Source organism: Acidicapsa ligni (assembly GCF_025685655.1).
Classification (GTDB): domain Bacteria; phylum Acidobacteriota; class Terriglobia; order Terriglobales; family Acidobacteriaceae; genus Acidicapsa; species Acidicapsa ligni.
In genome coordinates this window covers 333,469-358,061 of record NZ_JAGSYG010000002.1, presented here as the reverse complement: position 1 = coordinate 358,061, position 24,593 = coordinate 333,469, and the positions used below count along the sequence as shown (strand labels likewise).

The window sequence follows — 24,593 nt, the reverse complement described above, 5'->3', positions numbered from 1 at the left end:
CCCGCAATTTCAGCGAGTCGCGGAAGGGATCAGTGCCGTCGGGGAAACCTGGGCCAGAGCAGCAGTTGCCGTCGAAGAATCCATACGGTCCGTGATGCGAACGACCTGGCTTGGCTGCAATTCGATGAGGCCCATCTGGCGCGCCATCTGGTCGATGCGTCCCGGCTGCGAGAGTTGCGCTTCCGATAGACGAAGCTGACGATTCTCTTCGCGGAGTGCCTCGACCTGCGTCTTCTTGGCCTCTACCTTGTAGCCCATTTCGATGGCGCTGAAGTGCTGCAGTCCATAGACCATGACCAGCGAAAACAGGACTGCCACAGCCGCGGTGAAGATGCGCATCTCGCGGATGCGAACCGTATCGGGAGCCTTAACGAGTCGTGAATTATCGATGCGCTTGGGGAAGAAAACTTCCAGAGTTGCACCACGCCGCAGGCGCTGCTGCTCGGCGAAAAGCCGTGCATTGCGCTCTTCGATCCGCCGGCTTGAGCTACGTCCACTGTCGAAATAAGTTGCTGCGTGTGCTGCCATGGTGACTCCCTCGATCGCAGCCTCTATTTCGAGCCTGCGCTTCAATCTCTTAAACGCTTTTTCTTCTTCCCTGCTGCCTTACTCTTGGGTCCCTTGTCCTGACCCGGCGAAGCTTTTCCCTGCTTTTTTCCGGACAACTGCTGAAAACCCGTTCGTTGAACCCCTGAACCGACATCGCGAAAATCAGGTCTCTTTTCGAACTCCTGCTCATTGCCCATCTCCGCTGCCCTTAGCTTCGCGCTGCGGGCTCGAGGATTGTGATCCGTTTCTGACTCATCCGCTACTACCGGCTTGCGAGTTAACACCGTCCAGATGCCCTTGGCCGCTGTCTCTCGCAACACATCCTTGGCTATCCGATCTTCCAGCGAGTGGAAGCTGATAACGACCAACCGACCAGCCGTATTCGAGCTTGGAGAAGAAGAAATGCCTGTGGACTTAAGCAGCGCGGGCTTGAGTAATCCCGGTGCAGCCTCCAGCAATTTCCGTATCTCATCCAACTCGCGATTCACATGAATACGAAGCGCTTGAAAGGTACGGGTCGCCGGGTGAATTCGCTCATTTTTTATTGCCGGGGCGCTGCCTGCAACAACTCGGGCCAAATGTCCCGTCGTCGTCACTGGCCGCGCCCTGACAATTGCTCTGGCGATTCTCCGCGACCTCCTCTCTTCTCCGTATTCGTAAATAAGATTGGCAAGATCACTCTCGTCCATCTCATTTACCACTTGTGCGGCGGTTAGAGCCTGGCGCGTATCCTGACGCATATCCAAGGGCCCATCCGCCTGAAAACTAAATCCTCGCTCTGCCTCGTCAATCTGCATGCTGCTGACGCCAAAGTCGGCCAGCAAACCGTCCAGCGAACCCGGCTTCACATGCTCTGCTACCGAACTGAAGGCCTCACCGATTAAAGTCACTTTCGGCACTCTGTCGCCCAGTTCATCCGCCAACAACTTCAACCGTTGCCCGGCTAACTCCAAGGCCAGGGGATCGCGATCGAAGCCGATCAAATGACCGTCTGGTCCAAGCAGCCGTGCAATCTGACTGGCATGACCCGCGAATCCGAGCGTGCAGTCGAGGTAGGTACCACCCTCACGAACTGCGAGGTATCGAATCACATCCTGAGAAAGAACCGGCACATGGCGGCGATTTACTTCAGTCGTCATGTGTACCCCCTCGGGGGCAGTAGTACTCATTGCTTTCAGAATTCCGTCTTTCTGGATTCCTGAGCCGATTCACGGCTGGCCAAAATCTGTCGCGCTTCCGAGATGGGCATCGGTTTTTCGGATGCACTTCTGGGAGCCAAAATTCCTTCAATCCGCTGATCAGCTATCTGCTGGCTGCGCAGCATCAAAAAGCGCTGCAGGCCGGTGACGACTACTTCTGCATTCACCAGACCAAATCTGTCGCGAAGAACCCGTGGAAGCATCAGGCGATCCTGCTTGTCTATCTCCACCTGCTGGCCAAAGTGATTCACCACTTCCATCCAGGTCATCTTCGCTTCGTCATCTTCAGGAAGAGCCGCCTTCTTCTCTTCTTCCTTTTCCCACTCCAGCAGAGGCCATATCTCGGCCACCTTGCCATCACGCGAAGTAATGAAGAACTGGGAACCATAGTTCTTCTCAGCAATCAGCTTCATGAAATCTGCTGGCAGCTTGAGTCTCCCTTTTTCATCGACTTTCGCTTCGTGGGTTCCGCGAAACATCTTCGAACCTCAAATCTTTCCGGGCTGTACGCGCTTCCTGGCGTTCGACGATCCGGTTTCTGCATTCCTCTTTCGGAAAATGACTCCGACGGAGTGGAACTGGACTTATAGTACTCGACAAATCCGTCGAATAATCCATTTCACTCCAAAAATTTCCACCAGAGTACCGTGTTCTTCGACCGTCCCGGTGCGATTTTTTAGCGGAAAAGCACTAGATTCAATGCAGATTTTGAGGATATGGAGAGATGTCACGGAAAGAGCTACTACAGAATGATCCGCGGATTAAACCATGCACAATATATGGTGGTTACTGAAATGGTTCAAATGTGTCTGCGTTTGGCAGCTTTATCCCGAATCAGGTGCCCGACCAGGTAAGCCAATACAGCTAGGTTTACCACAAATAGAGCAATTCTGAACCATGTAATGCGATGCATCAGTTCAAAAACCTCTAAAGGCAGGAAGGAGGCAGTGATGATGGAGGTCAGATATTCGGCCCAGATCTTCTCCAGCATCAATCCGATACCTTCCAGAATCCCCAGGCCTGCATAGCAAAACATGAAGACACTGATCTGGCGGAGCCGGTGGTCATCCAGCATACTGGCCTTGCCCAGCAAAAAGCTCACCAGGTGGCCTTCAGGATTCATGCGCAGTCCCGTGGCCAGATTTTGCAGAAGGTCGCCGATATCCTTGCCCAGCAACCTCAGCGCTCCCACGCCGACAGCGACCAGCAACAGGGCCTGCAGGAGTTTATAGAGTGCGATCAGTTCGAGCCAGCGATTGCGCTTTTTCCGATTTCGTGCCGATACCACGTGCAATTTACTCCTGGTTTCCCCTCAGAACTCAACCGCCTCGAAGATTTTCATCCACGATCGCATCAGGCGGACAGAATCCAACTATGGGTCTTCTTACGTTAACCGAGTGGGGTCAGTTCGCCCTAATTTCTACTTCATCCGAAGTTTCGAGTTCCGACCTACGGCAACCATGCGCACAACCCGCGTTTGGAGTAAATCCGCGTGCTATTTTGACCGTGCTGTAAATGTATTTTGTAAAACAGAAATCCGAAGACAGGACGCATTCGTTCTCCAGGTGAAGTTCAACTTTAACCGGAGGATGTACCCAATGAACCGCTTCAAGAAAATCTCCCTCGCACTCCTGATGGCCACTGCCGTAATGAGCGCTGCTACCGTATCTCAGGCTCAGATGAAGGATCCAGACGTAGGTGGATCTCCGATGTATCCCAGCAAGAACATTGTTGAGAATGCCCTCAATTCCAAGGATCACACCACCCTGGTCGCCGCAGTTAAGGCTGCTGGCCTGGTTGACACCCTGGAAGGCGCTGGCCCTTTCACCGTATTTACCCCGACCAACGAGGCATTTGCCAAGCTGCCTGCAGGCACCGTCGACACCCTGCTGAAGCCGGAGAACAAGGATCAACTGACAAAAGTTCTGACCTATCACGTTGTTGCCGGCAAAGTATCCAGCAAAGACCTGGTCAAGATGATCAAGGCCGGCGGTGGCAAGGCTGAGCTGAAGACTGTTTCAGGCGGCACGCTGACTGCCACGGCCAAGGGCAAAAAGATCATGCTGACCGACGAAAAGGGCGGCATGGCGACTGTGACCATCGCCAACGTTTATCAATCCAATGGAGTCATCCACGTGATTGATAGTGTTCTGCTCCCCAACTAGCTTCCCCTTCCCCCGAACTGCACGAAAAGCAATACAGAACAAAAAAGAAGCGGAGCGCAACAGGCTCCGCTATCTTTTGCCCGTAACCTTAATTTTCCGTGGATGGGGTACTCTTGAGCAGAAACAGCGGCAAGTCACCAGCCGCCCGGAGACTCTCCCAGGATGCCGTACACCCTCAGCACCAGCCAATGGACGCCGTTTCCGGTCGAACTTGTATTTGCTTTCTTCGCAAATCCCGGCAACCTGCCGCACCTGATGCCTAAATGGCAAAAGGCGAAAGTTGAGAGTTCGCGCCTGATTCCGCCGCCTCCGAGGCCGGTTGCGCCTGATCCAGAACTGCGTTTTCAAAGCCCCGCAGCCGGCCGGGATTCAGAGATGGTGATCAGCTTTCGCCCGTTGCGCGGACTTCCCTTTCGAATAGGATGGCTGGCGCGCATCACCGAATTTGAATGGAACAGCCACTTCTGCGACGAACAAGTCAAAGGCCCGTTCGCCTCCTGGAGCCACTGCCACCTCATCCAGTCCGAAACACGGGATAGCGTCGTCGGCACTCTGATCACCGATGAGGTGGAATACAACCTGCCGCTGGGACCGCTGGGGGCTATCGGAGGTGCGATATTTGTGCGCAGTCAGATGGAAGCGACATTTGCCTACAGGCAAAAGAGGCTCGACGAAATTCTGCCCGTGGCCAGTCGGCAGGCAACGCGGAGGAGTTAAAACGGCCAGTTAAACCAGACCGGATCGTGGCGATTCTCGATAGAACAACAAAAGGCCTCCGGATGCGGAGGCCTTTTGCTCGAAGAGCATTTGCTCGTGTCTAGAAGTGGTAAGCCACGCCCACAACGGGGTTGTTGATGTTGTAGTAGCGATTGGTGGTCAAATCGCTGTCTCCAAAGTTCGGCACCTTGGAAAAGAAAGCGCGATATTCAGCACGGATATCGAAGCTCGGGCTGATCTCGTATGCGACACCGGCGCCATACAGGCCCACGATCGTCGTCTGCGACTTCACATCCAGGCTGGTGGTTCCGATATTGCGGATATTGCCCCATAGGAGCGCGCCGCCACCGGCTTCCACAAATGGATTGAACTTGTGGTAGCTGAAGTTGTACACGTAGGCTGCTGTGACTTCCTGCAGGCGGGTATTGACTTGAACGCCATTCGGCAGGGCGGGCTTCACATAGTGAACCGCATTCTGCGTGTAGGAGTAGTTTGCCTCCACCGCTCCTCTCGGCGTAAGCATGAAGCGATAGCTGAACAATGCGCCCAAACCGCGCTTGGAAGAGACCCTCACACCGGTTGTGCTGGAAATAAATGGTTCCAGAATTCCAGAACCACTGACGCTAAAGTCCTGGCGGCTTTCCTGGGCTCGGCCTGCGGCCACACCAACTACCAGCAGGAGTGCAATAAGGGCAAATTTCTTCATTCGGTCGTGAACCTCGCGACTGCCCGCACTGCCTGACGGCTAAACGGAGCATGTCAATCATTTCGATCGTGTCGATAAATGACGCAACAAAACCTGCGCCACTTTCAGAATTGTAACTGGCCGGAACGGTCTGTGACGGCTCCGAGGTATTTGAGCGCAAAATTGACGGCTGATGAATAGACGTATAGAGAGCTTCGAGGAAAGCCGAAGCTAGGGCGTTTCCCACTGGAACAGCGTGGAAAGTGAATGCCAGAGCAGCTATGGCGAATCAGCATTGGCTAAACCAACAAAAATGTAGACAATGCTGAGGTTGCCCAAAACAGATGTGGACGCGTTTCCTACGAATGCTCGGTTCGAGGAACTTTTACTGAGGAAGCACGATGCATGATGCTCTGCAGCTAACACCCTGGCTCGGCGAATTCGCCGGAACGTTCATCCTGATCCTGCTCGGCTCAGGCGTGAATGCCAGCGTGAGCCTGCGCAAGACCTATGCCGAAAACGCCGGATGGATGGTGGTCACGACAGGCTGGGCTCTGGGCGTTTTATGTGGAGTGCTGACAGCTCAGGCCTTCGGTAGCCCCGGCGCGCATCTCAATCCCGCCATCACACTGAGCAGCGCCATCATCAGCGGAGACTTCTCTCATCTGATCGGCTTCTGGTCCGCGCAGCTGCTGGGAGCAATGTGCGCAGCGACGATTACCTGGTTATTTTTCTATCCGCATTGGGAACTGACCGAAGCGCAGGGAGCCAAGCTGGGAATTTTCTGCACCGGCCCGGCAATTCCGCACCTGCCTTCGAATTTGTTTGGCGAAATCGTGGCAACGTTCGTTCTGGTGCTGGTAGCCGGCGCGATCTTTTCTCACGGAGTCTCCGCAAACGGGCCTGCTCCGGGCATGGGTCCGTGGTTGGTCGCCAGCCTGGTGTGGGGTATCGGCCTTTCGCTTGGAGCAACCACCGGCTACGCAATTAACCCTGCACGCGATTTTGGCCCACGCCTCATGCACTTCCTGCTGCCCATCGCTGGCAAGGGTTCCTCTAACTGGAAATACGCATGGGTTCCCATCGTCGGCGATCTAACCGGGGCTGCCCTGGCCGGGCTCCTGCTACGCTGGGCTCACCTCTAACGGGCATTCTGAACTACATAAATTCATGCATCGACTGCCAGCCCAAAGACACGCTCTCGCTCGATGTCTTAATCTACGGGCATGAAGGTAGTTTCCCGTCCCCTTATTTCTGGAATCCTACAGGCCGGTCTCGTATCGGCTTTGACATTATCTTTTCTTACAGCAACCAGTCAGGAAACAGCTCACCCGGATCGTGCTTCGTGGGTCAATCCTCTGATTGGCACAACCAATGGCGGCAACGTATTTCCTGGCGCGACGATGCCCTTCGGCATGGTGCAGTTCAGCCCTGAAAACTCACCTGTAAATTCTAAAAACACGATCGCCGCACCCGGCGGTTATGAATATCGATCGCAGAAAATTCGTGGATTCAGTCTGACCAACGTTGAGGGTTGGGGTTGCGCCGGTGGCTCAGGCGATATCCCGCTGATGCCCGTAACCGAAGCGGTGGAAAGTTCCCCATCCAAAGACTTTCGCAACGCCTACGCCACCGGGTTCGCCCACATAGACGAAAAAGCGGAACCGGGCTCCTATCGCGTCAAACTTGCCAATGGAGTTGAAGTCTCCCTGGCAGCCGCGACCCGCATGGGCGTGGCGACCTTTCGCTTCCCCGTCGGTAAGCCTGCACGCATCCTCGTGCGCACGTCCGACTCCGAAGCCGGATCAACCGCGGCACAGACCAACATTGACGCCTCAACCGGCACCATTACCGGATCTGTAACCAGCGGCAATTTCTGCGGTTTTCTTGGCACGGAAGATCGCCGCTCCTATTACACCCTCTACTTCGTCGCCCACTTTGATCGCCCTGTGACCGAGACCGGCGCATGGAAAGATGAGTCCATCACTCCCGGCGCGACCAAGGCAGAAGGCGGCACCGGTTTCGGTGCTAAGGGCTTTCCTGATGCAGGTCATGGCTCGGGAGTATGGGCTGGCTTTGGCAATGGCGGCGATGTACGTGTACGCGTCGGAATCTCCTATGTAAGTGAGGCGAACGCGGAGGCAAATCTCGACGCCGAAAGTCTCGCGGACACAACCTACGAGCAGGTCTCCCGGCGCGCTCGCGACGCATGGAACAAGCGCCTGAATCAGATCGAGATTGAGGGCGGCACAGACCAGCAGCGCACCGTCTTCACAACCGCGCTCTATCACGCGCTGATGACCCCGACAACGTACAGTGACTCGAACGGCGAGTACACCGGCATGGATGGCAAAGTCCATCATGTCGTCGCCGGACAGTCCGTGCAATACGCCAATTTTTCCGGATGGGATGTCTATCGATCGCAGTTCCAGTTGCTAACCTGGCTGGATGCGAAACAAGGCAGCGATGTCGCGCAAAGTCTCTACAACCAATCGCAACAGGATGGCGGTCGCTGGGATCGCTGGACGCACCTCAGCGGCGCAACGCATGTCATGAATGGCGATCCCGCAGCCGCAGCCATCGCCGACATCTGGGCCTTTGGCGGACGGCAATTTGAGACGAAAGCTGCACTCGCCTCGCTGGTCCATGCGGCGGATGTTCCAACCAAAGAAGACCTCAGCCAGGCAGGATGCCCGGTCGAGTGCGCAGGCCAGCGGCCAGGATTGGACCAATGGCTCAAGCTGCACTACATCCCGGTTGGCGCACCCGCATGGGGACCGGCCGCCGACACGCTTGAGGATGTTTCAGCGGAGTTTGGAATCTCAGCTCTCGCAGGCCATCTTGGTGATTCAGCTATCCAGCGCCGGTTCGCAGAACGAGCACAGTACTGGAAGAACATCTGGAATCCGCAAGCCGCTCCGGATGGCGGCTACTTCATGAATCGTAATGCGGATGGCAGTTGGGCAAAAATTCAGGACGATAACGACAAAGCGCCCAAAGACTTTACGCCAAGCACAGAAGATGGGTTTGTCGAAGGTACCGCCGCGCAGTATGTGTGGATGGTGCCCTTCAACGTAGCCGGTCTCTTTGAGCAGATGGGCGGACGCGATAAAGCTGTCGTGCGCCTCGATCGTTTCTTCTATGACGAAAAGGGCGCGCCCGCCGTCACCAAGGCAGGCCCACTTCATGCAGAGCTGGATAACGAGCCGTCAGTCGAGACCCCCTGGCTTTACGACTTCGCCGGACAGCCCTGGAAAACACAGCAGTTGGTGCGGCAAGTATTGAACACCATCTGGAAGAATGCACCCGACGGAATCCCCGGCAATGACGATCTGGGAGAGATGTCTTCCTGGGCAGTCTTCGCATCCATGGGCCTCTATCCGGAGATCCCCGGCAGAGCGGAGCTCGTACTTGGAAGCCCGATTTTCTCCAAGATAACCGTGCATCGCGCCAGCGGAGACGTAAGCATCCTGGCCCCTGCCGCTGAGACGAATACGCCCTACGTACAGGGCGTGAAAGTCAACGGCAAGGCAAGCTCCAAAACATGGCTGCCGGAGAGCTTCGCGCTCAAGGGCGGTACGCTCGAATTCGATCTCGGCTCAACGCCGGATAAGAACTGGGGCGTCAAGAAAGGCGATGAGCCGCCATCCTTCGGAGCATCGCCCGCGAACGAATAAAGCATTACGACAAACATGCACCGAACGGGTTGGAAGGAGGAAGCGCGAAAGATTTTCGCTCCTCTTTCCAGCCCATTTTTCTAGCTATCTGCTGCCCTCTTTTGACCGGCTTATCCAATTCCCTTTTTCTCTCTGCCCGAAAAAGGGATTAAAGTCTTGTTATGAATGAGCGGGCAAACAAGATCAAGGTGCTGATCGTCGATGATCATCCGGTCGTCCGGCTTGGCTTGCGGACCATGCTGGAGAGCGAGGAAAACATCGCTGTCACCGGTATGGCCGGATCGGCAAAAGAAGCATTCGCAGAGATACAGCGAAAGCAGCCGGACGTAGTACTGATGGATCTTCGCATGCCGGAGATGGAAGGCACAGAAGCCATCGCTGAGCTGCGGCGCATACAACCAGACCTGCGAATTCTCGTGCTCACAAATTACGAATCCGACGAGTACATCCTCCGCGCCTTGCAGGCTGGCGCCATGGGATACCTGCTCAAGAGCACACCTCAGGATGAAATCGTTCAAGCAGTTGAGATGGTGCACGCGAATAAACGCTGCATCCCTCCAGGCATTGCACAACGATTGTTCGAGACCATGGGTCGTGAAGAACTAAGTCAACGCGAGCTTGAAGTGCTCACACTCGTTGCCATGGGACTGACCAATAAACAGATCGCGGAGCGCCTGTTCATCAGCGATAAGACAGCCCGCAATCACGTAGCGAGCTGCCTTGTAAAGCTCGAAGCCAATGACAGAACTGAAGCCGCAACAACTGCAATACGACGTGGACTGATCCGTCTGCCCGAGTAACTCTCCAGCCCATCTATGCAGAATCAATAACTATCGGGGACTGAAGCCAGGTGGCGTCTTCACGAACCACTCCTTCACCATTGCAACCAGGCGCAGCCGTCGATTGGCTTCTTGTAATCGCGCCCTCACACTCACAACCGTTCCCTGCCCCGGCATACTCATAATGTTGAATGTCCCCAGGATATCGCGCGCACGTTTCTGCATGCCGAGAATGCCAAAGCCCGCAGTTGCCGGGCAGTAGTCGAAGCCCTGCCCGTTATCTCGCAGCGTCAGCTCCACGTCATCTTTTTCAAAGGTCAGAGTGATCGTCAACACAGTTGGGTCGGAGTGGCCAACAGCATTCGCGATTGCCTCCTGCCCGATATGCAGCAACGCATCCGCCAGTCGCAGGTTGAGCGGAGTGGAGCTTCCAATCAACTCCGTATTGGTCTTGATCTGATCTCCTGCGATCTTGCGCGCGGTATTCGCGAGAGCCCCTAAAAGATTTTCCTGTGCCAGCGGAGAAGAGCTACTAAGCATAGCGATAGTTCGACTGGCTTCTTCATGACATCTGCGAACTAACTGATAAGCGACGCTCAATTGATCTGCAATGTGGCGCGTGTCCTGCAAATCGTCACGCACCACGCTGCGTCTGATTCCCTGAATTTGATAGCCTACCCCCGCAAAGCTCTGCGCCATGGTGTCGTGAATCTCATGGGCCAGCCTTTCGCGCTCCCGAGTGATGGTGAATGCTTTCCACTGTTGCACCCGAAAGTAAATAAGCTGCGTCAACAAAGCGAGCGCAAGCGCAGCAGCGAACAGCATTCCAACATGCCACGGAGTCCACCACGGCGGCCCATCCAGGATCACAAGCTGCTCCACGGAATCCACATGCTGACGCAACGCCTGATAGTCATTCCACCCAGCAGGAGTCACGCTGATATTGCGCCACATGGCATTGGCATTGAGTGAGCGCAGACCAATACGGCCACTCTTGACGCAAGAGCGCTCCTGAAAAGCCAGCCACGCTGTTTGATTGGTAGTAAGATTCTGTGCCGACACGGCGATGTTACAACCATACGCAGTGACACGCATACGGTACCAGATAGATGGATGAACACCGCCCGGAACCAATACAGGCCGCGCCTCACCCCATGCATAGTTGGAGTGTCCAATCATCAACGTTCCATCCAGGCTGCGAAGCCCGATGAAATATCCATTGTATGAATCGACGCCACGCGATTCATCATTGGAACGGATGATCACGCCCATATCCGCAGCCACCCCATCAAAGCGCATATCGGCGTTCAGCGTGTAGTTATCCCAGTTCTTCGAGCCCGCGAGTAACTTCGCGCCTCGTTCATACGAATTACTGTGTATAGCTCCGTCAGCAATATTCCAGCTTCCGCCATAGGCCTTCCATTCATCCAACCGCGCCGCCTGTAGATCAAAAGACTGCATAGGCACGGCACTATCTGCGTGTCGCCAGTGAAACCAGGACCACGCGGCAATTGCCAATCCTGCCAGGATGAGGCTCACTGCCAGGAGTTGCCTGGATGCTTTATCCGGCCATCGCACTATTGCACTCCTCTACATAGATACATCAGCAGACTAACTCCATAGTTCATCTGTACTAGTGGTGATTGAGTACTCCGACATCTTGTGTATCGTTTGTTCGAATCCATACTATCCTCGCCGTAAGCAAAGGGCCATGAGGCATGCAATGTAAATGATTACATCGCCCTCAGGAGCCAACCATGAGGCATACCGATGCAAGACTTCAGGAGGCAAGAGATGAAGCGAAATATAGAGTATGTGAGTGTATCGCCCACACACCTGCGAAAGCAGATGATCCTTGGGACTCTCATGCTGGCCCTGGCCGTCATAATCTTCGCTGCAGTAGCAGGCCATGCACAGAGCACGACCAGCGCCGTCAATGGAACGGTAACAGACACGACGGGCGCAGTCGTAGCTGGAGCGAGTATTTCAGTCGTCAACACGGCGACAGGAATTACCTACCACGCAGGCAGCGATAACGTTGGCGCATACCATGTGACACAACTTCCTCCTGGAACCTACACGATGGAAGTAACAAAAAGTGGATTTGAAACACAGCATCTCCAGCCCTTCCAACTCTTCGTCGATCAACAGATTCAGGAAAACATCGCACTCGGAGTCGGCGGGACTACTCAGACCGTTTCAGTATCCGCAGGAGCATTGCTGCTGGATACTCAGGCGTCAAACCAAGGGCAGATCATCGAGAATCAGCAAATTCAAGATATGCCATTGAATGGTCGCGACGTTCTCCAACTGGCCCAGCTTTCCGCCGGTGTTACACCGATCATTTCCGGCATGAGTTCCCCGGCCTCACAATGGACCGGCACTCAAACAGTAGCTCTAGCCATCGCAGGCCTGAGAGAAGACGACGCAAGCTATCTATACGATGGCATCGAAACACGCAATGCATGGTACGGAGCAGCCGGACTGCTTCCCTCACCCGACTTCACTCAGGAGTTTAAAGTCGAACAATCCGGGTCATCCGCAGCATATGGAAACGGCGCAGCATTCATTAACGTCGTTACTAAATCCGGCACGAATCAGTTTCACGGCAACGCATACGAGTACATTCGCAACAACGATTTCGATGCGCGAAATTATTTCGACGCAGGCGCTGCGCCACCGTTTCACCAGAACCAGTTTGGAGCAAGCCTCGGCGGCCCAATCAGGAAGAACAAGATGTTCTTCTTCGGCAACTACGAGGGTTTCCGGCAGATATTCCCTGCGGATAACTACGTCAATGTCCCGAACGCACAACAACTCGCGGGTAACTTCAGCGGTTATGCAGGACAGCTTTATAACCCATACATAAGCGATCCAAACACCCCAACCGGCTATGCGATATTTCCCGGCAATCAGATCCCAGGCACCTACTTCAACCCCGTCGCGCAGAAAGTATTAGCGCTGTACCCCGCGGCCAATGGCTCCTATCCCGGCGGCCAAAATTATTTCTATGTCGCGAACACAACCGACAACTGGAACCAGGAAAACGTCAGGTTCGACTATGCCATCTCAGGCAAGGACAGCGTCTTTGCCCGTTTTACCAATCAGAATCAGACCACAAATGTGACAGACATCACTCCATCGAGAGAGATCATATATCCTTCAGATCCCAAAAATTTAGGGATTGGATGGACTCATGTTTTTTCTCCTAACCTGATCAACAACGTTCGATATGGATGGGCTCATACCGCTGTCGGCGAACAACGCGCAGATGGCTATGATGCATCTAAAGCTAATCCTCTTGGACTTATTAATGAAGTAGACCAGCCCGGCTCCTACGGGCCTCCATCCATTGGTGTAACGAACTATGCCAATCCCGGTTCGACAGAGGGCACAGACATCGTCCGCGAAGGCTTGAACATGTGGACGGAAGCACTCTCCTGGCAGAAGGGCAGGCATCAGATCACGGCAGGTCTCGATATCCGCTATCAACCAATTTTCATGTATGAAGACTGGGCGGCAACCTCTATCTCCTTCAACGGAAGTTACAGCGGAGATCCCGTCGCCGACCTCCTTCTTGGAATTCCAACTTCCAGTTCTACCGCGATTGGCGATCCAACACTCAATTTGAGAATGTGGTATCAGTCCTACTACATTCAGGACAATATTCAAGTCAGCCGTCATCTGAGCATCAATGTTGGCGGACGTTGGGAACATGGCCAACCGCCCGTCGACACACGCAATCACGTCGGAAGTTTTGATGTTGCAACCAATCAGGACCTTTCGTATCCAGACACAAGCACCCTCGGCCTTGGCAGAAACATGGTCAAGCCTATATACACAAACTTCGCGCCGAGGTTTGGTTTCAATTGGACTCCGTTGAGTAACACAGACGTCAAAGGTGGATTCGGACTCTATTACCTGCAACCAAATATCAACCAATACGAAGTAGAAGTAGATACAACCAAGTTTTATTTGATTCAGGGCTATAACAACTCACCGGTTGGGCAACCTCTCAACTTCAACCTCAGCCAGCTCTTCGCTTCAAATGTACAAGGCGGAGGTCCGACAGCTTCGTTCATCCAACCTAACGGCAAAACTCCATACACCTACGAGTGGAACCTTTCGATCGATCACACGTTGAAGAACTGGCTCTTCGGAGTTTCGTACCTAGGAAGCGCAGCGCATCACTATGAAGAGCGACCTAACATCGATCCCGAGAACCCGGACGGAACCTTCCCATTTCCTGGCTGGAACGGGGTTCAAGAGAACACTAACTCGGGTAGCTCCATATACAACGGTCTGATCATTCGCGCTGAGCATCGTTATAGCTCGGGCTTCTCCGTACTCGGCTCCTACACATTCTCTAAGTGCCTCGGCTGGCCGTGGCAGGATGTGTTCTCATGGCATCCTCTTGACATGAGGCTCGATCGTGGTCATTGCCAGTTAGACCTGACTCGAAACCTAGTGGCCAACGCTATCTATGAGCTCCCATTCGGACACGGCAAGGCCTTCCTCAACAAAGGCGCTCTCATGGATGCAGTTGTTGGCGGCTGGAAGCTCGCTGCGATCGCTTCTCTTCACTCCGGCCCCTGGCTGACACTCGGCAGCAACCAATCCCTCGGAATCTTCGTCAACGCATTGCCTAACGTCACTGGTCCAGTGAATAACTCATCGTTAAATGGCGACCTGGGCAAGCATGGAAAACTTGGACCATACTTCAACATACAAAACGTTCAACCTGTAACTGGAGTAGGTGTCCAGGGAAACTCTTCCGTACAGAGCGTATATGGCCCCGGATCCGCGGATTGGGATCTGTCAGGCGACAAAACATGGAAATTTGTCGACCGATATGGTTTAACCTTCAGAGCGGACGTGTTCAATGCCTTCAATCGCGTCAACTTCAACGGATTGGATACGGGAGTGAATGACACCAGATTCGGTTATGTTCAAGGCGCAGGGCCAGCACGTGAAATTCAACTTAGCCTGCGGTTCGCCTTCTAATCCCGTGGCATTCTTGCCAATGCGACGAACAAGGCGACTTGTTCTCATCCTCACCGCTGCAGTTGTTGTCTGCCAATTCGGTAGTCCAACAACTGCGGCGACGGCCCAGCAGCATAGTGTCGGCAATAGTCCCGGAAGTTCAGTAAAACATGACTCAAAAACGAACAGGAGATGTCCATCACAAGATGCAATAGAAGCGGTACTTGGCAAAGCGAGCACCTTCATGCAAAGCGCACACTATCAGGATGCCGCCACGACACTGCAACCATTTTCCGATTTGAATTGCGACGTGCGAGTGAGCCTATTGCTCGCAGCTTCTTTCGATGAAAGCGGTGATATACCTAAGGCAAAACAAGTATTGCAACAAGCTCATTCCATATGGCCGATGAATACCAGCATCGCAGCCTCACTGGCTCGCGAATTTTTCGGTACAGGTCAAATCGATCAAGCAGCAGAGGCACTCAAGGGTTTTCATGCCACTGCAAAGACGCCAGCTCAGGAGTTACAACTGGCAACCCTCGTATTTATCTCCAGCCATCAACTAACCTCCGCACAAACCATAGCCGAGATCAACTACAAATCGTATCCGTCTATTCAATCTCTGCTACTACTCGCAAACACGCTACAGCTTGAAGGTCGATTCAAGGAAGCAACCTCTCTTCTACAACCGCAGCGAAACACCTACGCAGACTCTCCACAATTCCTGATCACGATTGCCGAAAGCGAGTATGACGCAGTTCTCTATGACACCGCTCGCGATGACCTAAAGCACGCTATCGCCTTAGACCCAAAATCCTACCAGGCCCACTTACTGCTGGGAAACACACTCCTCAAATTGAACGACACAGATAAGGCGATTACCGAATATCACGAATCAATCGAACTGTCACCGAACCAGCCACGCACCTATTATCAACTCGCGCTTGCACTACAGACAAAACAAGATCAGGATGAGGCCGAAGCCCAGTTAACAAAGGCTCTGGCGATAGACGCTCACTATGCTCCTGCACGTTTGGAGATCGGTCGGATATTGTTAAATCAAAGCCATACTGTCGATGCAGTAGCTCAGCTCAATATGGCAATTCAAGACAATCCAACTGAGGAGCAAGCTTACTTTCTATTGGCTAGAGCGTACGCACAACTCGGAGACAAGGATAAGAGCGCGGCGATGGCAAAACGCCTCAAAGAAATAAGGAATGCCAATTGGCGAAACCCTTCAGCAACAATTGGGAATCAGTCGGACTCAGGCCAAACATCCACTCCCAGATAACAAACACAACCCGAACCAGCTTTACAAACTGTCTTTTCTCAAAGAGGATTTCATGAAGACCGTCCCATCGACATTGGCTTTTCTTTCCGCTATCTTTCTCTGCCTTGGTTCGGCAGTATCGCAACAGAGACCGCCAGCCACGCCACTCATCACGCATGATCCCTACTTCAGCATCTGGTCCACGACCGATAAGCTCACAGATTCAGACACAACACATTGGACTGGAGCACATCAACCCATCGCAGGTCTGGCGCGCATTGATGGCAAGCCCTATCGCTTCATGGGCAGCAATCCCGACAACGTTCCGGCGATGCAGCAGAATGCCAGTTCTGTTACACCTACACATACGCGATATGAGTTCAGGCAGAGCGGCGTAGCAATTGAACTCACCTTCTTTACCCCCGCAATCATGAGTGACCTGGACCTGCTTTCACGCCCGGTAACGTACCTAACATGGAGCGCTACATCAACAGATGGATCCGCTCATCAGGTCTCCATTCTTATCGATGTAGATCCCATCATTGCAGTGAACGATCGCAGCCAAAAGGTCGTAGCCTCACGAAACCAGACGACTCTGTTGAACGTTATATCTGTCGGTTCTCGTGATCAGAATCTACTCAATCGCTCGGGCGATAACCTTCGCATTGATTGGGGCTATTTCCATCTCGCTATTCCAAAGAACGAAGATTCAACTACAGCGATAGCACCCAACGCATTAGATACGTTCGTCGATAAGGGAACGCTGCCCACAAGCGACTCACTCGACATGCCAGAGTCTGCAGGCAGAAGCTCTCATCTAACAGCCATACTCAACTTCGGTTCTGTCAACACACAGCCCGTGAGTCGGCACCTGCTGGTCTCGTATACCGAAGACTATGCGATTCAATATCTGCAACGTAATCTTCGCGAGTATTGGCAGCGGAACAACATGCCTGTCGAAAAGATGCTGGATACCGCAGAAGATCAATATGTCGCGCTCGATAAACGCGGCGATGCATTTGACAAAGAATTGACAGCAGATCTCACCAAGGTCGGTGGCGCGCACTACGCAGCAATCGGAATCCTATCCTATCGGCAAACGATTGCAGCTCACGGTCTCGCGGCCGATGCCAACGGCGATCCAATGCTCTTCGCTAAAGAGAACTTCTCAAACGGCTGCATTGCCACGGTTGATGTGCTCTATCCCTCCGCTCCGTTTTTCCTATTCTTCCAACCCAAGCTACTCGAAGCGCAACTGCTTCCTGTCCTCGAATACTCTGCGCTTGCACGATGGAAATTCCCTTTCTCACCACACGATCTCGGCCAGTATCCATTGGCAAATGGTCAGGTTTATGGCGGCGGTGAACAGACAGAAGACGATCAGATGCCCGTCGAGGAGAGCGGTAACATGCTCATCCTTGTCGACGCAGTTGCGCGTGCGGAGGGCAATGCACAACTCGCAGAACGCTACTGGCCACAACTTACTAGCTGGGCAAAATATCTTCGCGAAAAAGGCCTCGACCCGGAGAATCAACTTACAACCGATGACTTCGCAGGTCACGTTGCACACAACGCCAATCTCTCTATCAAAGCCATCGACGCCCTCGCCGCTTACGCAGACCTCGCACGTCTGTTAAAGCAAGAGAGCGTAGCAAAGGACTATGAGAGCGCAGCAAAAACCATGGCAGGCAAATGGGTCGGCATGGCCCAGGAGGGTGATCACTACAAGCTCGCCTTCAACAGCCCCGGCACATGGAGCCAAAAATACAACCTCGTGTGGGATATCGTTCTGGATTACAACTTGTTTCCCAGCAGCGTTCGCGAAACAGACATGACCTACTACCTAACGAAGATCAACAGCTATGGTCTTCCCCTCGATAGCCGCGCTGATTACACCAAGCTCGATTGGTCTATCTGGACTGCAACCCTGGCTTCAAAACCAGAGCAGTTCAACGCAATCGTCGACCCTATTTATCAGTGGATGAACGAGACGCCAAGCCGCGTCCCCCTGACCGACTGGTATGACACAAAGACCGGAAAGCAGATCGGCTTCCAGGCACGAAGTGTAGTTGGCGGTGTGTTCATCAAGGCGTTGTCAGATAAGCAACTCACAGCAAAGTGGCGCGCAATCGCGGCTCGACACGAATAGACAAGCCTTGAATAAGAAGTTCTGAGCAGTAGATCGAATGATTCGACTGCTCAGAACTTTTGCTCAGGGCTTTTTTATTGTTTGACCAGTACCCTCAACCAGGGCGATATAGCGATCGATCGGCAGGTTCGTAAACCGCTCCACCACTCCACTCGGTTGCGGCCATGACACTTCAACCCAGTCGATCTTAGCGTGCGCACCAGCACCGAGCACCAATCGCGGATCGTGCGCTGACAGAAAACTTCCGCCCCCAATTTTCATGCGATGGCGAATCCTATCTCCCGCCTGATAACTCACACACGCGCCGATAGCATCCGTATTGCACTTACGGCCCACCAGCTTCACACCAAGCCAGTGATTGCCTGCCCCCGCATTGTTTTTGAGCAGTAGAGGAGCCGCATCATTTACATTGATTAGCACATCGATAGCGCCATCATTGTTGAAATCCCCCGTTGCAAGCCCACGGGAAGCAAACTTCCGAGTGAAGACCATACCTCCCTGCTCACTTACATTTCGGAACGTATTGCCTTCGTTATGAAACAGTAGCAGCGGCTCCTTGTAAGTAACAAAATGAGATTCCCGCTCAACCATGTCATCTGGAAATCCATTCGATAACATCAGGTCGAGATTCCCATCCTTGTCATAATCAAAAAACTTCAATCCCCATCCGCTCATCCATCGCGTAGCGCTGCCTACACCCATCGACGTTGCGACATCATCAAACGTGCCATCATGATTGTTTTTATAGAGCGAAAAAATCTCATCGTTGATGTTCGCAACAAAGAGATCCGTCCATCCGTCCTCATTAAAATCAGCGGCATCTACGCCCATTCCAGAGCGCGCAAAACCAGCAGTGCTATAAGCAACATTCGCAGTAAGACCGGTTTCTTCAAACTTCTTCCCAGTATTCATGAATAGGAAATTTTCAACCGTATCATTGGAGACAAATAAATCCAGGCGGCCGTCGTTATTGAGATCCGCAGCCACGGCTCCCCACGCTTTACCCAGATGCTCCGCAATACCGGTCTCTTTGCTTACATCCGTAAATGTACCGTCGCCATTGTTGTGAAAGAGCCAGCTATGACGCGGCTTGAATGGGCGCGGGATACAGTAATGCCGCGTTCCATCTGGATCAACCGGACAGCTCATGCTCTTGTCGAATTCGCAGAACTGGCAGACGAAAAGATCGAGCCGCCCATCGTTGTCATAATCAAACCAAACGGCGCTCGTACTCCAACCCGTAGCTCCGACGCCCGCTCTTTCCGTAATATCCGTGAAAGTTCCATCGCCGTTGTTGCGGTACAGAATATTTCGTCCATACTGCGTCACATAGATATCAGGCAAACCATCGCCGTTGCAGTCCCCTACCGCAACGCCCATGCCATAGCCGCCGCCACCCACGCCAGCCTTCTCAGTCACATCTGTAAATGTGCCGTCGCGATTGTTGCGATAGAGCGCATTACGCAGAGGCTTTAGTGGATTATAAAAATCACACTTGCCGCTGTTGACAAGATAGATATCCATCCAGCCATCGTTGTCGTAATCAAGAAAAGCGCAGCCTGCACCGCTGCTCTCGGGCAGATACTTCATGGCCGACATGCCTGCAGTGTGGACCCAATGTATGCCGCTCACCACAGCAGAGACCTCTTCAAATAGGCCTGACGATCGAGCAGTGGACGCATCACCCCAGGCAGGCAACCGTGGCAGCAGTAGTGCCCCGCATCCTACCGTAAGTTGTCTAAAAAACCGCCGCCGCGACTCAAGTATTGTCCGCCTTGATTTCGTCGGCATCCCAGGCACACGGCTATGCATGCAATGAATTTATATGAATCCAGGCTGCGGCGTCTTATATGAATCGAGGTCGCGGCGTCGCCGATACATTGCTGGTAGCAAATGCCTATGGCATTTTCTCGATGACTCCTTCGTCCGACGCAATAAGCGCCCGCGTCGCCATACCCAGGAACAAACCATGTTCCACCACACCAACAATTCCGCGAATTGAAGCAGCCAATTGCTCTGGATCAGCAATCTGCCCGCAAGCGCAATCGAGGATGTAGTTTCCCTCGTCCGTCACATGGGGACTACCATCCTTGTCTCGCCGCAGAGTCGGTTCCAGACCGAGATCTCGTACCTTCCGCTCAACTAAAGGCGTCGCCATCTGAATCACTTCGACCGGTAATGGAAAACGCCCGAGGCGGTCGACAATCTTCGACGAATCCGCGATGACGATGAAAGATCGAGCTGCGCTGATCACGATCTTTTCGCGCAAAAGAGCACCACCGCCGCCTTTAATCAAAGCCAACCCAGGACCGATCTCATCCGCTCCATCAACGGCAACATCTAAAACTGGAGTCTCGCGAAATGTGGTCATCTCAATAGAAAGAGATTTGGCCAGATCATGGCTGGCCTTTGAAGATCCAACACAACGTATTCGCAACCCTTGCTCTACGCGAAGAGCAAGTTGCTGTATGAACTGCGTAGCCGTCGACCCGGTGCCAAGTCCAACCGCCATCCCGTCTTCAATAAACTCGGTCGCTCGTTTTGCAACCAAGAGCTTCGCCTCTGTAGCTGTCATATCAGCATGTTAGATGTTTCCATGCAGTCTTGCCATCTTTTGTGCCCGCGAATTCGATGCATGAAAGTCGCTCTAGCCGACGCACCGCCAAGTACTCCCAAAGTTACGGGATGGAGTAGGGGAGAAAGCACCGTGAAAAATGTGCTTTATTCGCGAGGCTGAGCATTATTAAATCACGCGATTAAGTTGCTCATTTCAATAAGAATTTCCATCGGCAGCAAGGCTGGATAGGCGAACGATATATCTACCGGCTACAAAGCTGGTGCAGAGACCCTGCCTCTCACGCAAAGGTGATTGCTGCAGTGCTGTCTTGACCCCGAGATGTAATATCGAAAGAAGATGGCAGACGCGAAACAGAACCAACTCCAGAATGATGAGACCCGGGTAGACATTTTGCTCTTCGGTGCGCATCCTGATGATGTCGAATGGGGGGCAGGCGGAACAGTATTAAAGCTCCAGGCATCTGGCACTTCATTCGGTATCGTGGATCTCACTCGGGGTGAAATGGGGTCTCGAGGTACGACTGAGGAACGCGATAAAGAGGCGCAGGACGCCGCATTCTCGGTCGGTGCCCGGTTTCGTGAAAACCTCAATCTACCGGATTGCGGAGTCATCGACTCCGTAGAGAACCGAAAGAAAATTGCGAGTGTCATTCGAAGATGGCGTCCGAAGATGGTGCTGGCGCCCTATTGGACAGACCGTCATCCAGATCATGCCGCGACTGGAAACCTCATCCGGAATGCCGCTATCTATTGCACGCTGAAAAAGTCGAACGATCCAAATCCTCCACACAAGTCTTCGGCTTACCTGTATTACCTTTTGCACCACTTCACGCAACCTGGCATGGTCGTCGACATTTCCGAGGTCTACGACCGTAAACTCGAACTGCTTCGTATGCACGCCTCGCAATTTTCAAAAACAGCCGAGGGCTTTGGTGTGGTGCCGGTAGGAATGAACGATTATTTATTCGGGCTGGAATCTCGCGATCGGTTTTTCGGTTCTCTGATCGGCGTCCATCACGGGGAAGCATTCGTGAGCGAGGCTCCTTTGCGGCTTGGCTCAATCAGTGATCTTCCTTCACTCCGGTAGTTAAATCAGTCGCTGCATTGCTGTTCCAGATCGAACAGCAATGAGTACAGCGTAGAACATGTTCACCGGCAGCCGCTATCTTTATCCTCACCTAATCCTGATGTTTCTCCCGCAGCCTGGGAGTCAGACGCAGCATAAGCTGCACGCGCTCGACCTCGTTGAGCCAGTCTGCGAGCGTCGCCTCTACTTCACTTTTTTCGGGAGGAAGAATCCCCGTTGGGCAGCTAGGGCCAAGCCGCTTCAAGGCAAGAGCTCGATAGCGATTGAGGGTCCGATCTCCCACCGTGGCGCACCACAATCCGTCTTCAGAGAAGAATTGAACCACGGGAACCCGGCTTCCTCCATTGACGCGCAAGTCTTCAGCAAGCTCACCGGTCATCTGGCGTTCAGCGAACCGTAAATCGATCTTTGCAGAATTCGCTTCGGCGATGCGCTCAATCAACGGGCACTGCTCGACGCAATCTCCGCACCAGATGCCGCTATGAACCAGAATTTTCATCTCTCGCTCAAAGCCGGCTACTAGTTGCTGTTGCGTAGCATCGAGCTGCGCAATGTCATAGACCTGCGTCCAGCGGCGTTGCTGTTCCTCAGTGCCCGTCGCTAGGTATTCGCTATAAGGAAGTGCGGTAGAGAAGACATCTAAAAAGTTTGACATCGTTGTTGCAGCTCCCAAAAAGATAAAGTCACGGCCAGCCGAGACCAGCCATCTGTCTATCTGACGCGCCGACAGAGCTCTTGGTTGAATTTTGTTAGAGAGCGAGAGTGGAACACCTGCAAAAGTTAAATAGAGAGAACAAGTGAAGGCTCGTCTTGATCCGAACTGTCTAAAGATGAGCTGTCGCGATCCAATCCTTAGCGCCGCAAGATCGGCGTTCCGGCCGACGTACCATAGACGTAGGAGTCAAACACGAATGTCTACAACAGAGTCCGTATCCCCTCGCAGGCACGCATATACCGATCCGAGCGCATCTCAGCTTCCAGAGCCCAGTTACGCCGAGCGGGTGCGCACTCTGGTCTCGCTTGGTACCATCGCGACATTGTCGACTATATCGCTGAAGCGGCCAGGCTACCCGTTCGGATCTCTCATGCCTTATGCAATCGACGAGAGCGGACGGCCTATCTTCCTAATCAGCAACATGGCAATGCACACCCAGAACCTTCAGGCAGATCCGCGCGCCAGTTTGTTTGTGAGTCAGGCGGGCGATGGCGATCCACTCGGCACTGCACGAGCTACTCTGGTCGGCGATGTCCTCCCCGTACCCGAGGAAGAAAACTCCGCGGCTCGCGAGCGCTATCTTGCACGGTATGAGAACAGCCGTTCCTGGGTCGATTTCAAAGACTTCGGTTTTTATCGTCTGCAACCCCTCGACATCTATTACGTAGGCGGCTTCGGCGTGATGGGGTGGGTGACCGCAGATGACTATCTCATCGCAAAGATCGATCCTCTAGCGGAGGCCGCCCCGAGGATTCTGAGCCACATGAATACGGACCACGTCCCCGCGATGATTCTGCTGGCCAGGGCCCACTCGAACCTCGAAGCCAGCGAAGCTACAATGACAGCAGTCGACCGCCTTGGGTTTCACCTTCGCTTGAAAACAGCAGACGGGATGAAGGGAACACGAATCAACTTCCTCCGCGCAGTGCAGAACGCCGACGAAACTCGCAAGGTACTCGTGGAAATGGTTCAAACAGCCGAACCCAAGCTCTCGTAGACCGACACACGGAAATTGAAGATGCTCAAACCCTGAAAGCACCTGCTGGGTTCTTTAGGAACGTTCCGGCGAATTACCCCCATGAAACTGGCCGAAATGCCGTGCCGAGAACAGGCTAATCAGCAGTGCGCCAACCGCAAGTGCAAGAACGTCGCTTATCGATCTCAGATCAAAGTTGCCAACGCGAACCACGAGAAGATACCCGACGACGGCGTTAAAAAAGCCCCAGAGAACGTTCACAGTAGATGAGGAAAGACCTTCGCCGGGAGGCTTCGCAAAGGGTGATTGGAAAGGCTGTCCCATCATTCCGCTGACAAAATGCGGAATAGCGTTGGTCAGGAAAATTCCCCCGAAGAAGTACGACACAAAATAAAGCCAGTTCATAATTATGCGCTCCTGGTGCGAGTTCGCTCGATCACATCAGCGATAGGGTGAATAAAGAGTGAGTTGAGAATACCCTTCTGAAAATCGACGACAATGAGGGCGGTCTTTGCATCAAGTGTCGTAACGGGCATTCGGTGTTTTCCTCGAATGGGATGGGATGAGCGTTGCGTTTCTGCACGGGGGCACATCAATCCTCGATGAGTCGCGTGAGCAGGCTGACGGCGGCGGCAAGCGTTTCCTGTTCCTGATTGGAGAGCTTGTTCTGAATTGTGGTTGTGAGCCAATCCTGAGTTGTGGCGCGACCTTTCTGGAGCAGCTTCTCGCATTTTCTGGAGAGCGAAATCAAGGTCTGCCGCCCGTCATTCGGGTCTGGAGAGCCTTTCACTAATCCGGCTTCCAGCAAGGATGTGATGATGACACTCATAGACTGAGGACGCATGCCCTCAGCTCGGGCGAGGCTCGATACAGCCGCAGGGCCGTCCTTTTCAAGACGAAGAACGACAGAGGCATGGGAAGGCTTTAAATCACTTCGCCCACCTTGTTCGCGTAGTTTTCGCTTCAGCTTCCCAAAGCTCGCACGAAGTTCTGCTGCAAGTGCAGAAGCCCGCTCATCCCGGGAAACACCTGCTCGATCATTCATAAATGGATTTTTTCATATAT

The 24,593-nt window shown here is 53.3% G+C and carries 22 protein-coding genes; 10 read left to right on the top strand and 12 right to left on the bottom strand.

Annotated features, from left to right (window positions below; all coding sequences use genetic code 11):
• Positions 1-9: 9 nt before the first annotated feature.
• The 4 genes from OHL19_RS07835 to OHL19_RS07820 all read right to left on the bottom strand — a co-directional run bounded on the left by OHL19_RS07835 (position 10) and on the right by OHL19_RS07820 (position 3,036).
• Complete coding sequence (locus tag OHL19_RS07835) at positions 10-528, bottom strand: FtsB/FtsL family cell division protein (RefSeq protein WP_263357086.1); 519 nt, start codon at positions 526-528, stop codon at positions 10-12.
• 41 nt (positions 529-569) lie between these two features.
• The gene (gene rsmH / locus OHL19_RS07830) at positions 570-1,688 is read right to left on the bottom strand and encodes a 16S rRNA (cytosine(1402)-N(4))-methyltransferase RsmH (RefSeq protein ID WP_317890550.1); all 1,119 of its coding nucleotides are present in this window, start codon (positions 1,686-1,688) and stop codon (positions 570-572) included.
• A 35-nt stretch (positions 1,689-1,723) separates the two neighbouring features.
• Positions 1,724-2,227 carry a division/cell wall cluster transcriptional repressor MraZ gene (locus tag OHL19_RS07825; protein ID WP_263357085.1) on the bottom strand — a complete coding sequence of 168 codons (504 nt, stop codon included), beginning with the start codon at positions 2,225-2,227 and terminating at the stop codon, positions 1,724-1,726.
• Positions 2,228-2,547: 320 nt separating this feature from the next.
• Positions 2,548-3,036, bottom strand: coding sequence for a DUF2127 domain-containing protein (locus OHL19_RS07820; protein ID WP_263357084.1), 489 nt, complete (start codon positions 3,034-3,036; stop codon positions 2,548-2,550).
• A 310-nt stretch (positions 3,037-3,346) separates the two neighbouring features.
• Between OHL19_RS07820 and OHL19_RS07815 the strand changes: the two genes are divergently transcribed.
• Positions 3,347-3,913 carry a fasciclin domain-containing protein gene (locus OHL19_RS07815; RefSeq protein WP_263357083.1) on the top strand — a complete coding sequence of 189 codons (567 nt, stop codon included), beginning with the start codon at positions 3,347-3,349 and terminating at the stop codon, positions 3,911-3,913.
• 162 nt (positions 3,914-4,075) lie between these two features.
• Positions 4,076-4,630, top strand: coding sequence for an SRPBCC family protein (locus tag OHL19_RS07810; protein WP_263357082.1), 555 nt, complete (start codon positions 4,076-4,078; stop codon positions 4,628-4,630).
• A gap of 100 nt (positions 4,631-4,730) precedes the next feature.
• Here the strand turns inward: OHL19_RS07810 and OHL19_RS07805 are convergent, their stop codons facing one another.
• Positions 4,731-5,336 carry an outer membrane beta-barrel protein gene (locus OHL19_RS07805; protein ID WP_263357081.1) on the bottom strand — a complete coding sequence of 202 codons (606 nt, stop codon included), beginning with the start codon at positions 5,334-5,336 and terminating at the stop codon, positions 4,731-4,733.
• 380 nt (positions 5,337-5,716) lie between these two features.
• Between OHL19_RS07805 and OHL19_RS07800 the strand changes: the two genes are divergently transcribed.
• The 3 genes from OHL19_RS07800 (at position 5,717) to OHL19_RS07790 (ending at position 9,792) form a co-directional block, all read left to right on the top strand.
• Positions 5,717-6,460, top strand: coding sequence for an MIP/aquaporin family protein (locus tag OHL19_RS07800; RefSeq protein ID WP_263357080.1), 744 nt, complete (start codon positions 5,717-5,719; stop codon positions 6,458-6,460).
• Positions 6,461-6,601: 141 nt separating this feature from the next.
• The gene (locus OHL19_RS07795; RefSeq protein ID WP_263357079.1) at positions 6,602-8,992 is read left to right on the top strand and encodes a GH92 family glycosyl hydrolase; all 2,391 of its coding nucleotides are present in this window, start codon (positions 6,602-6,604) and stop codon (positions 8,990-8,992) included.
• Between the two features lie 161 nt (positions 8,993-9,153).
• Positions 9,154-9,792, top strand: a complete 639-nt coding sequence (locus OHL19_RS07790) for a response regulator transcription factor (protein WP_263357078.1) — start codon at positions 9,154-9,156, stop codon at positions 9,790-9,792.
• Positions 9,793-9,822: 30 nt separating this feature from the next.
• Here the strand turns inward: OHL19_RS07790 and OHL19_RS07785 are convergent, their stop codons facing one another.
• Positions 9,823-11,349: a family 16 glycoside hydrolase gene (locus tag OHL19_RS07785; RefSeq protein ID WP_263357077.1), complete on the bottom strand. Its 1,527-nt coding sequence runs from the start codon at positions 11,347-11,349 to the stop codon at positions 9,823-9,825.
• A gap of 216 nt (positions 11,350-11,565) precedes the next feature.
• Here OHL19_RS07785 and OHL19_RS07780 point away from each other — a divergent pair, with 216 nt between their 5' ends.
• The 3 genes from OHL19_RS07780 to OHL19_RS07770 are packed head-to-tail and all read left to right on the top strand — an operon-like array spanning position 11,566 to position 18,173.
• Positions 11,566-14,775 carry a TonB-dependent receptor gene (locus tag OHL19_RS07780; protein ID WP_263357076.1) on the top strand — a complete coding sequence of 1,070 codons (3,210 nt, stop codon included), beginning with the start codon at positions 11,566-11,568 and terminating at the stop codon, positions 14,773-14,775.
• On the top strand, positions 14,699-16,045 hold the full coding sequence (locus OHL19_RS07775; protein ID WP_263357075.1) for a tetratricopeptide repeat protein: 1,347 nt from the start codon (positions 14,699-14,701) through the stop codon (positions 16,043-16,045). The genes OHL19_RS07780 and OHL19_RS07775 overlap by 77 nt, the downstream gene beginning before the upstream one ends.
• Positions 16,046-16,097: 52 nt before the next feature.
• Positions 16,098-18,173 carry a glutaminase family protein gene (locus tag OHL19_RS07770; RefSeq protein ID WP_263357074.1) on the top strand — a complete coding sequence of 692 codons (2,076 nt, stop codon included), beginning with the start codon at positions 16,098-16,100 and terminating at the stop codon, positions 18,171-18,173.
• 63 nt (positions 18,174-18,236) lie between these two features.
• Here the strand turns inward: OHL19_RS07770 and OHL19_RS07765 are convergent, their stop codons facing one another.
• Together OHL19_RS07765 and rpiA are read right to left on the bottom strand one after the other, a co-directional pair.
• Positions 18,237-19,805, bottom strand: coding sequence for a CRTAC1 family protein (locus OHL19_RS07765; protein ID WP_263357073.1), 1,569 nt, complete (start codon positions 19,803-19,805; stop codon positions 18,237-18,239).
• Between the two features lie 265 nt (positions 19,806-20,070).
• Positions 20,071-20,748 carry a ribose-5-phosphate isomerase RpiA gene (gene rpiA / locus OHL19_RS07760; protein ID WP_263357072.1) on the bottom strand — a complete coding sequence of 226 codons (678 nt, stop codon included), beginning with the start codon at positions 20,746-20,748 and terminating at the stop codon, positions 20,071-20,073.
• 339 nt (positions 20,749-21,087) lie between these two features.
• Between rpiA and bshB1 the strand changes: the two genes are divergently transcribed.
• Positions 21,088-21,837 carry a bacillithiol biosynthesis deacetylase BshB1 gene (gene bshB1 / locus OHL19_RS07755; protein WP_263357071.1) on the top strand — a complete coding sequence of 250 codons (750 nt, stop codon included), beginning with the start codon at positions 21,088-21,090 and terminating at the stop codon, positions 21,835-21,837.
• A gap of 91 nt (positions 21,838-21,928) precedes the next feature.
• On the opposite strand, the gene OHL19_RS07750 is transcribed toward bshB1, so the two are convergent.
• A complete protein-coding gene (locus OHL19_RS07750) occupies positions 21,929-22,492 on the bottom strand; it encodes a thioredoxin family protein (protein ID WP_263357070.1) in 564 nt (187 codons plus the stop codon).
• A gap of 256 nt (positions 22,493-22,748) precedes the next feature.
• On the opposite strand from OHL19_RS07750, the gene OHL19_RS07745 reads away from it, so the two are divergent.
• Positions 22,749-23,549 carry a HugZ family pyridoxamine 5'-phosphate oxidase gene (locus tag OHL19_RS07745; protein ID WP_263357069.1) on the top strand — a complete coding sequence of 267 codons (801 nt, stop codon included), beginning with the start codon at positions 22,749-22,751 and terminating at the stop codon, positions 23,547-23,549.
• Between the two features lie 54 nt (positions 23,550-23,603).
• Here the strand turns inward: OHL19_RS07745 and OHL19_RS07740 are convergent, their stop codons facing one another.
• Genes OHL19_RS07740 through OHL19_RS07730 form a run of 3 tightly spaced genes read right to left on the bottom strand, consistent with a single transcriptional unit; the run spans position 23,604 to position 24,573 of the window.
• Positions 23,604-23,933: a hypothetical protein gene (locus OHL19_RS07740; RefSeq protein ID WP_263357068.1), complete on the bottom strand. Its 330-nt coding sequence runs from the start codon at positions 23,931-23,933 to the stop codon at positions 23,604-23,606.
• Between the two features lie 2 nt (positions 23,934-23,935).
• On the bottom strand, positions 23,936-24,064 hold the full coding sequence (locus OHL19_RS07735; protein WP_263357067.1) for a hypothetical protein: 129 nt from the start codon (positions 24,062-24,064) through the stop codon (positions 23,936-23,938).
• Positions 24,065-24,120: 56 nt separating this feature from the next.
• Positions 24,121-24,573 carry a MarR family winged helix-turn-helix transcriptional regulator gene (locus OHL19_RS07730; protein WP_263357066.1) on the bottom strand — a complete coding sequence of 151 codons (453 nt, stop codon included), beginning with the start codon at positions 24,571-24,573 and terminating at the stop codon, positions 24,121-24,123.
• Positions 24,574-24,593: the final 20 nt, after the last annotated feature.

What these genes read in the sequence shown, in the direction of transcription:
- OHL19_RS07835 (WP_263357086.1), bottom strand. Translation starts at nt 528, where the DNA reads ATGGCAGCACACGCAGCAACTTATTTCGACAGTGGACGTAGCTCAAGC.
- rsmH (WP_317890550.1), bottom strand. Translation starts at nt 1,688, where the DNA reads ATGACGACTGAAGTAAATCGCCGCCATGTGCCGGTTCTTTCTCAGGAT.
- OHL19_RS07825 (WP_263357085.1), bottom strand. Translation starts at nt 2,227, where the DNA reads ATGTTTCGCGGAACCCACGAAGCGAAAGTCGATGAAAAAGGGAGACTC.
- OHL19_RS07815 (WP_263357083.1), top strand. Translation starts at nt 3,347, where the DNA reads ATGAACCGCTTCAAGAAAATCTCCCTCGCACTCCTGATGGCCACTGCC.
- OHL19_RS07810 (WP_263357082.1), top strand. Translation starts at nt 4,076, where the DNA reads ATGCCGTACACCCTCAGCACCAGCCAATGGACGCCGTTTCCGGTCGAA.
- OHL19_RS07805 (WP_263357081.1), bottom strand. Translation starts at nt 5,336, where the DNA reads ATGAAGAAATTTGCCCTTATTGCACTCCTGCTGGTAGTTGGTGTGGCC.
- OHL19_RS07800 (WP_263357080.1), top strand. Translation starts at nt 5,717, where the DNA reads ATGCATGATGCTCTGCAGCTAACACCCTGGCTCGGCGAATTCGCCGGA.
- OHL19_RS07790 (WP_263357078.1), top strand. Translation starts at nt 9,154, where the DNA reads ATGAATGAGCGGGCAAACAAGATCAAGGTGCTGATCGTCGATGATCAT.
- OHL19_RS07780 (WP_263357076.1), top strand. Translation starts at nt 11,566, where the DNA reads ATGAAGCGAAATATAGAGTATGTGAGTGTATCGCCCACACACCTGCGA.
- OHL19_RS07775 (WP_263357075.1), top strand. Translation starts at nt 14,699, where the DNA reads ATGACACCAGATTCGGTTATGTTCAAGGCGCAGGGCCAGCACGTGAAA.
- OHL19_RS07770 (WP_263357074.1), top strand. Translation starts at nt 16,098, where the DNA reads ATGAAGACCGTCCCATCGACATTGGCTTTTCTTTCCGCTATCTTTCTC.
- rpiA (WP_263357072.1), bottom strand. Translation starts at nt 20,748, where the DNA reads ATGACAGCTACAGAGGCGAAGCTCTTGGTTGCAAAACGAGCGACCGAG.
- bshB1 (WP_263357071.1), top strand. Translation starts at nt 21,088, where the DNA reads ATGGCAGACGCGAAACAGAACCAACTCCAGAATGATGAGACCCGGGTA.
- OHL19_RS07750 (WP_263357070.1), bottom strand. Translation starts at nt 22,492, where the DNA reads ATGTCAAACTTTTTAGATGTCTTCTCTACCGCACTTCCTTATAGCGAA.
- OHL19_RS07745 (WP_263357069.1), top strand. Translation starts at nt 22,749, where the DNA reads ATGTCTACAACAGAGTCCGTATCCCCTCGCAGGCACGCATATACCGAT.
- OHL19_RS07740 (WP_263357068.1), bottom strand. Translation starts at nt 23,933, where the DNA reads ATGAACTGGCTTTATTTTGTGTCGTACTTCTTCGGGGGAATTTTCCTG.
- OHL19_RS07735 (WP_263357067.1), bottom strand. Translation starts at nt 24,064, where the DNA reads ATGCCCGTTACGACACTTGATGCAAAGACCGCCCTCATTGTCGTCGAT.
- OHL19_RS07730 (WP_263357066.1), bottom strand. Translation starts at nt 24,573, where the DNA reads ATGAATGATCGAGCAGGTGTTTCCCGGGATGAGCGGGCTTCTGCACTT.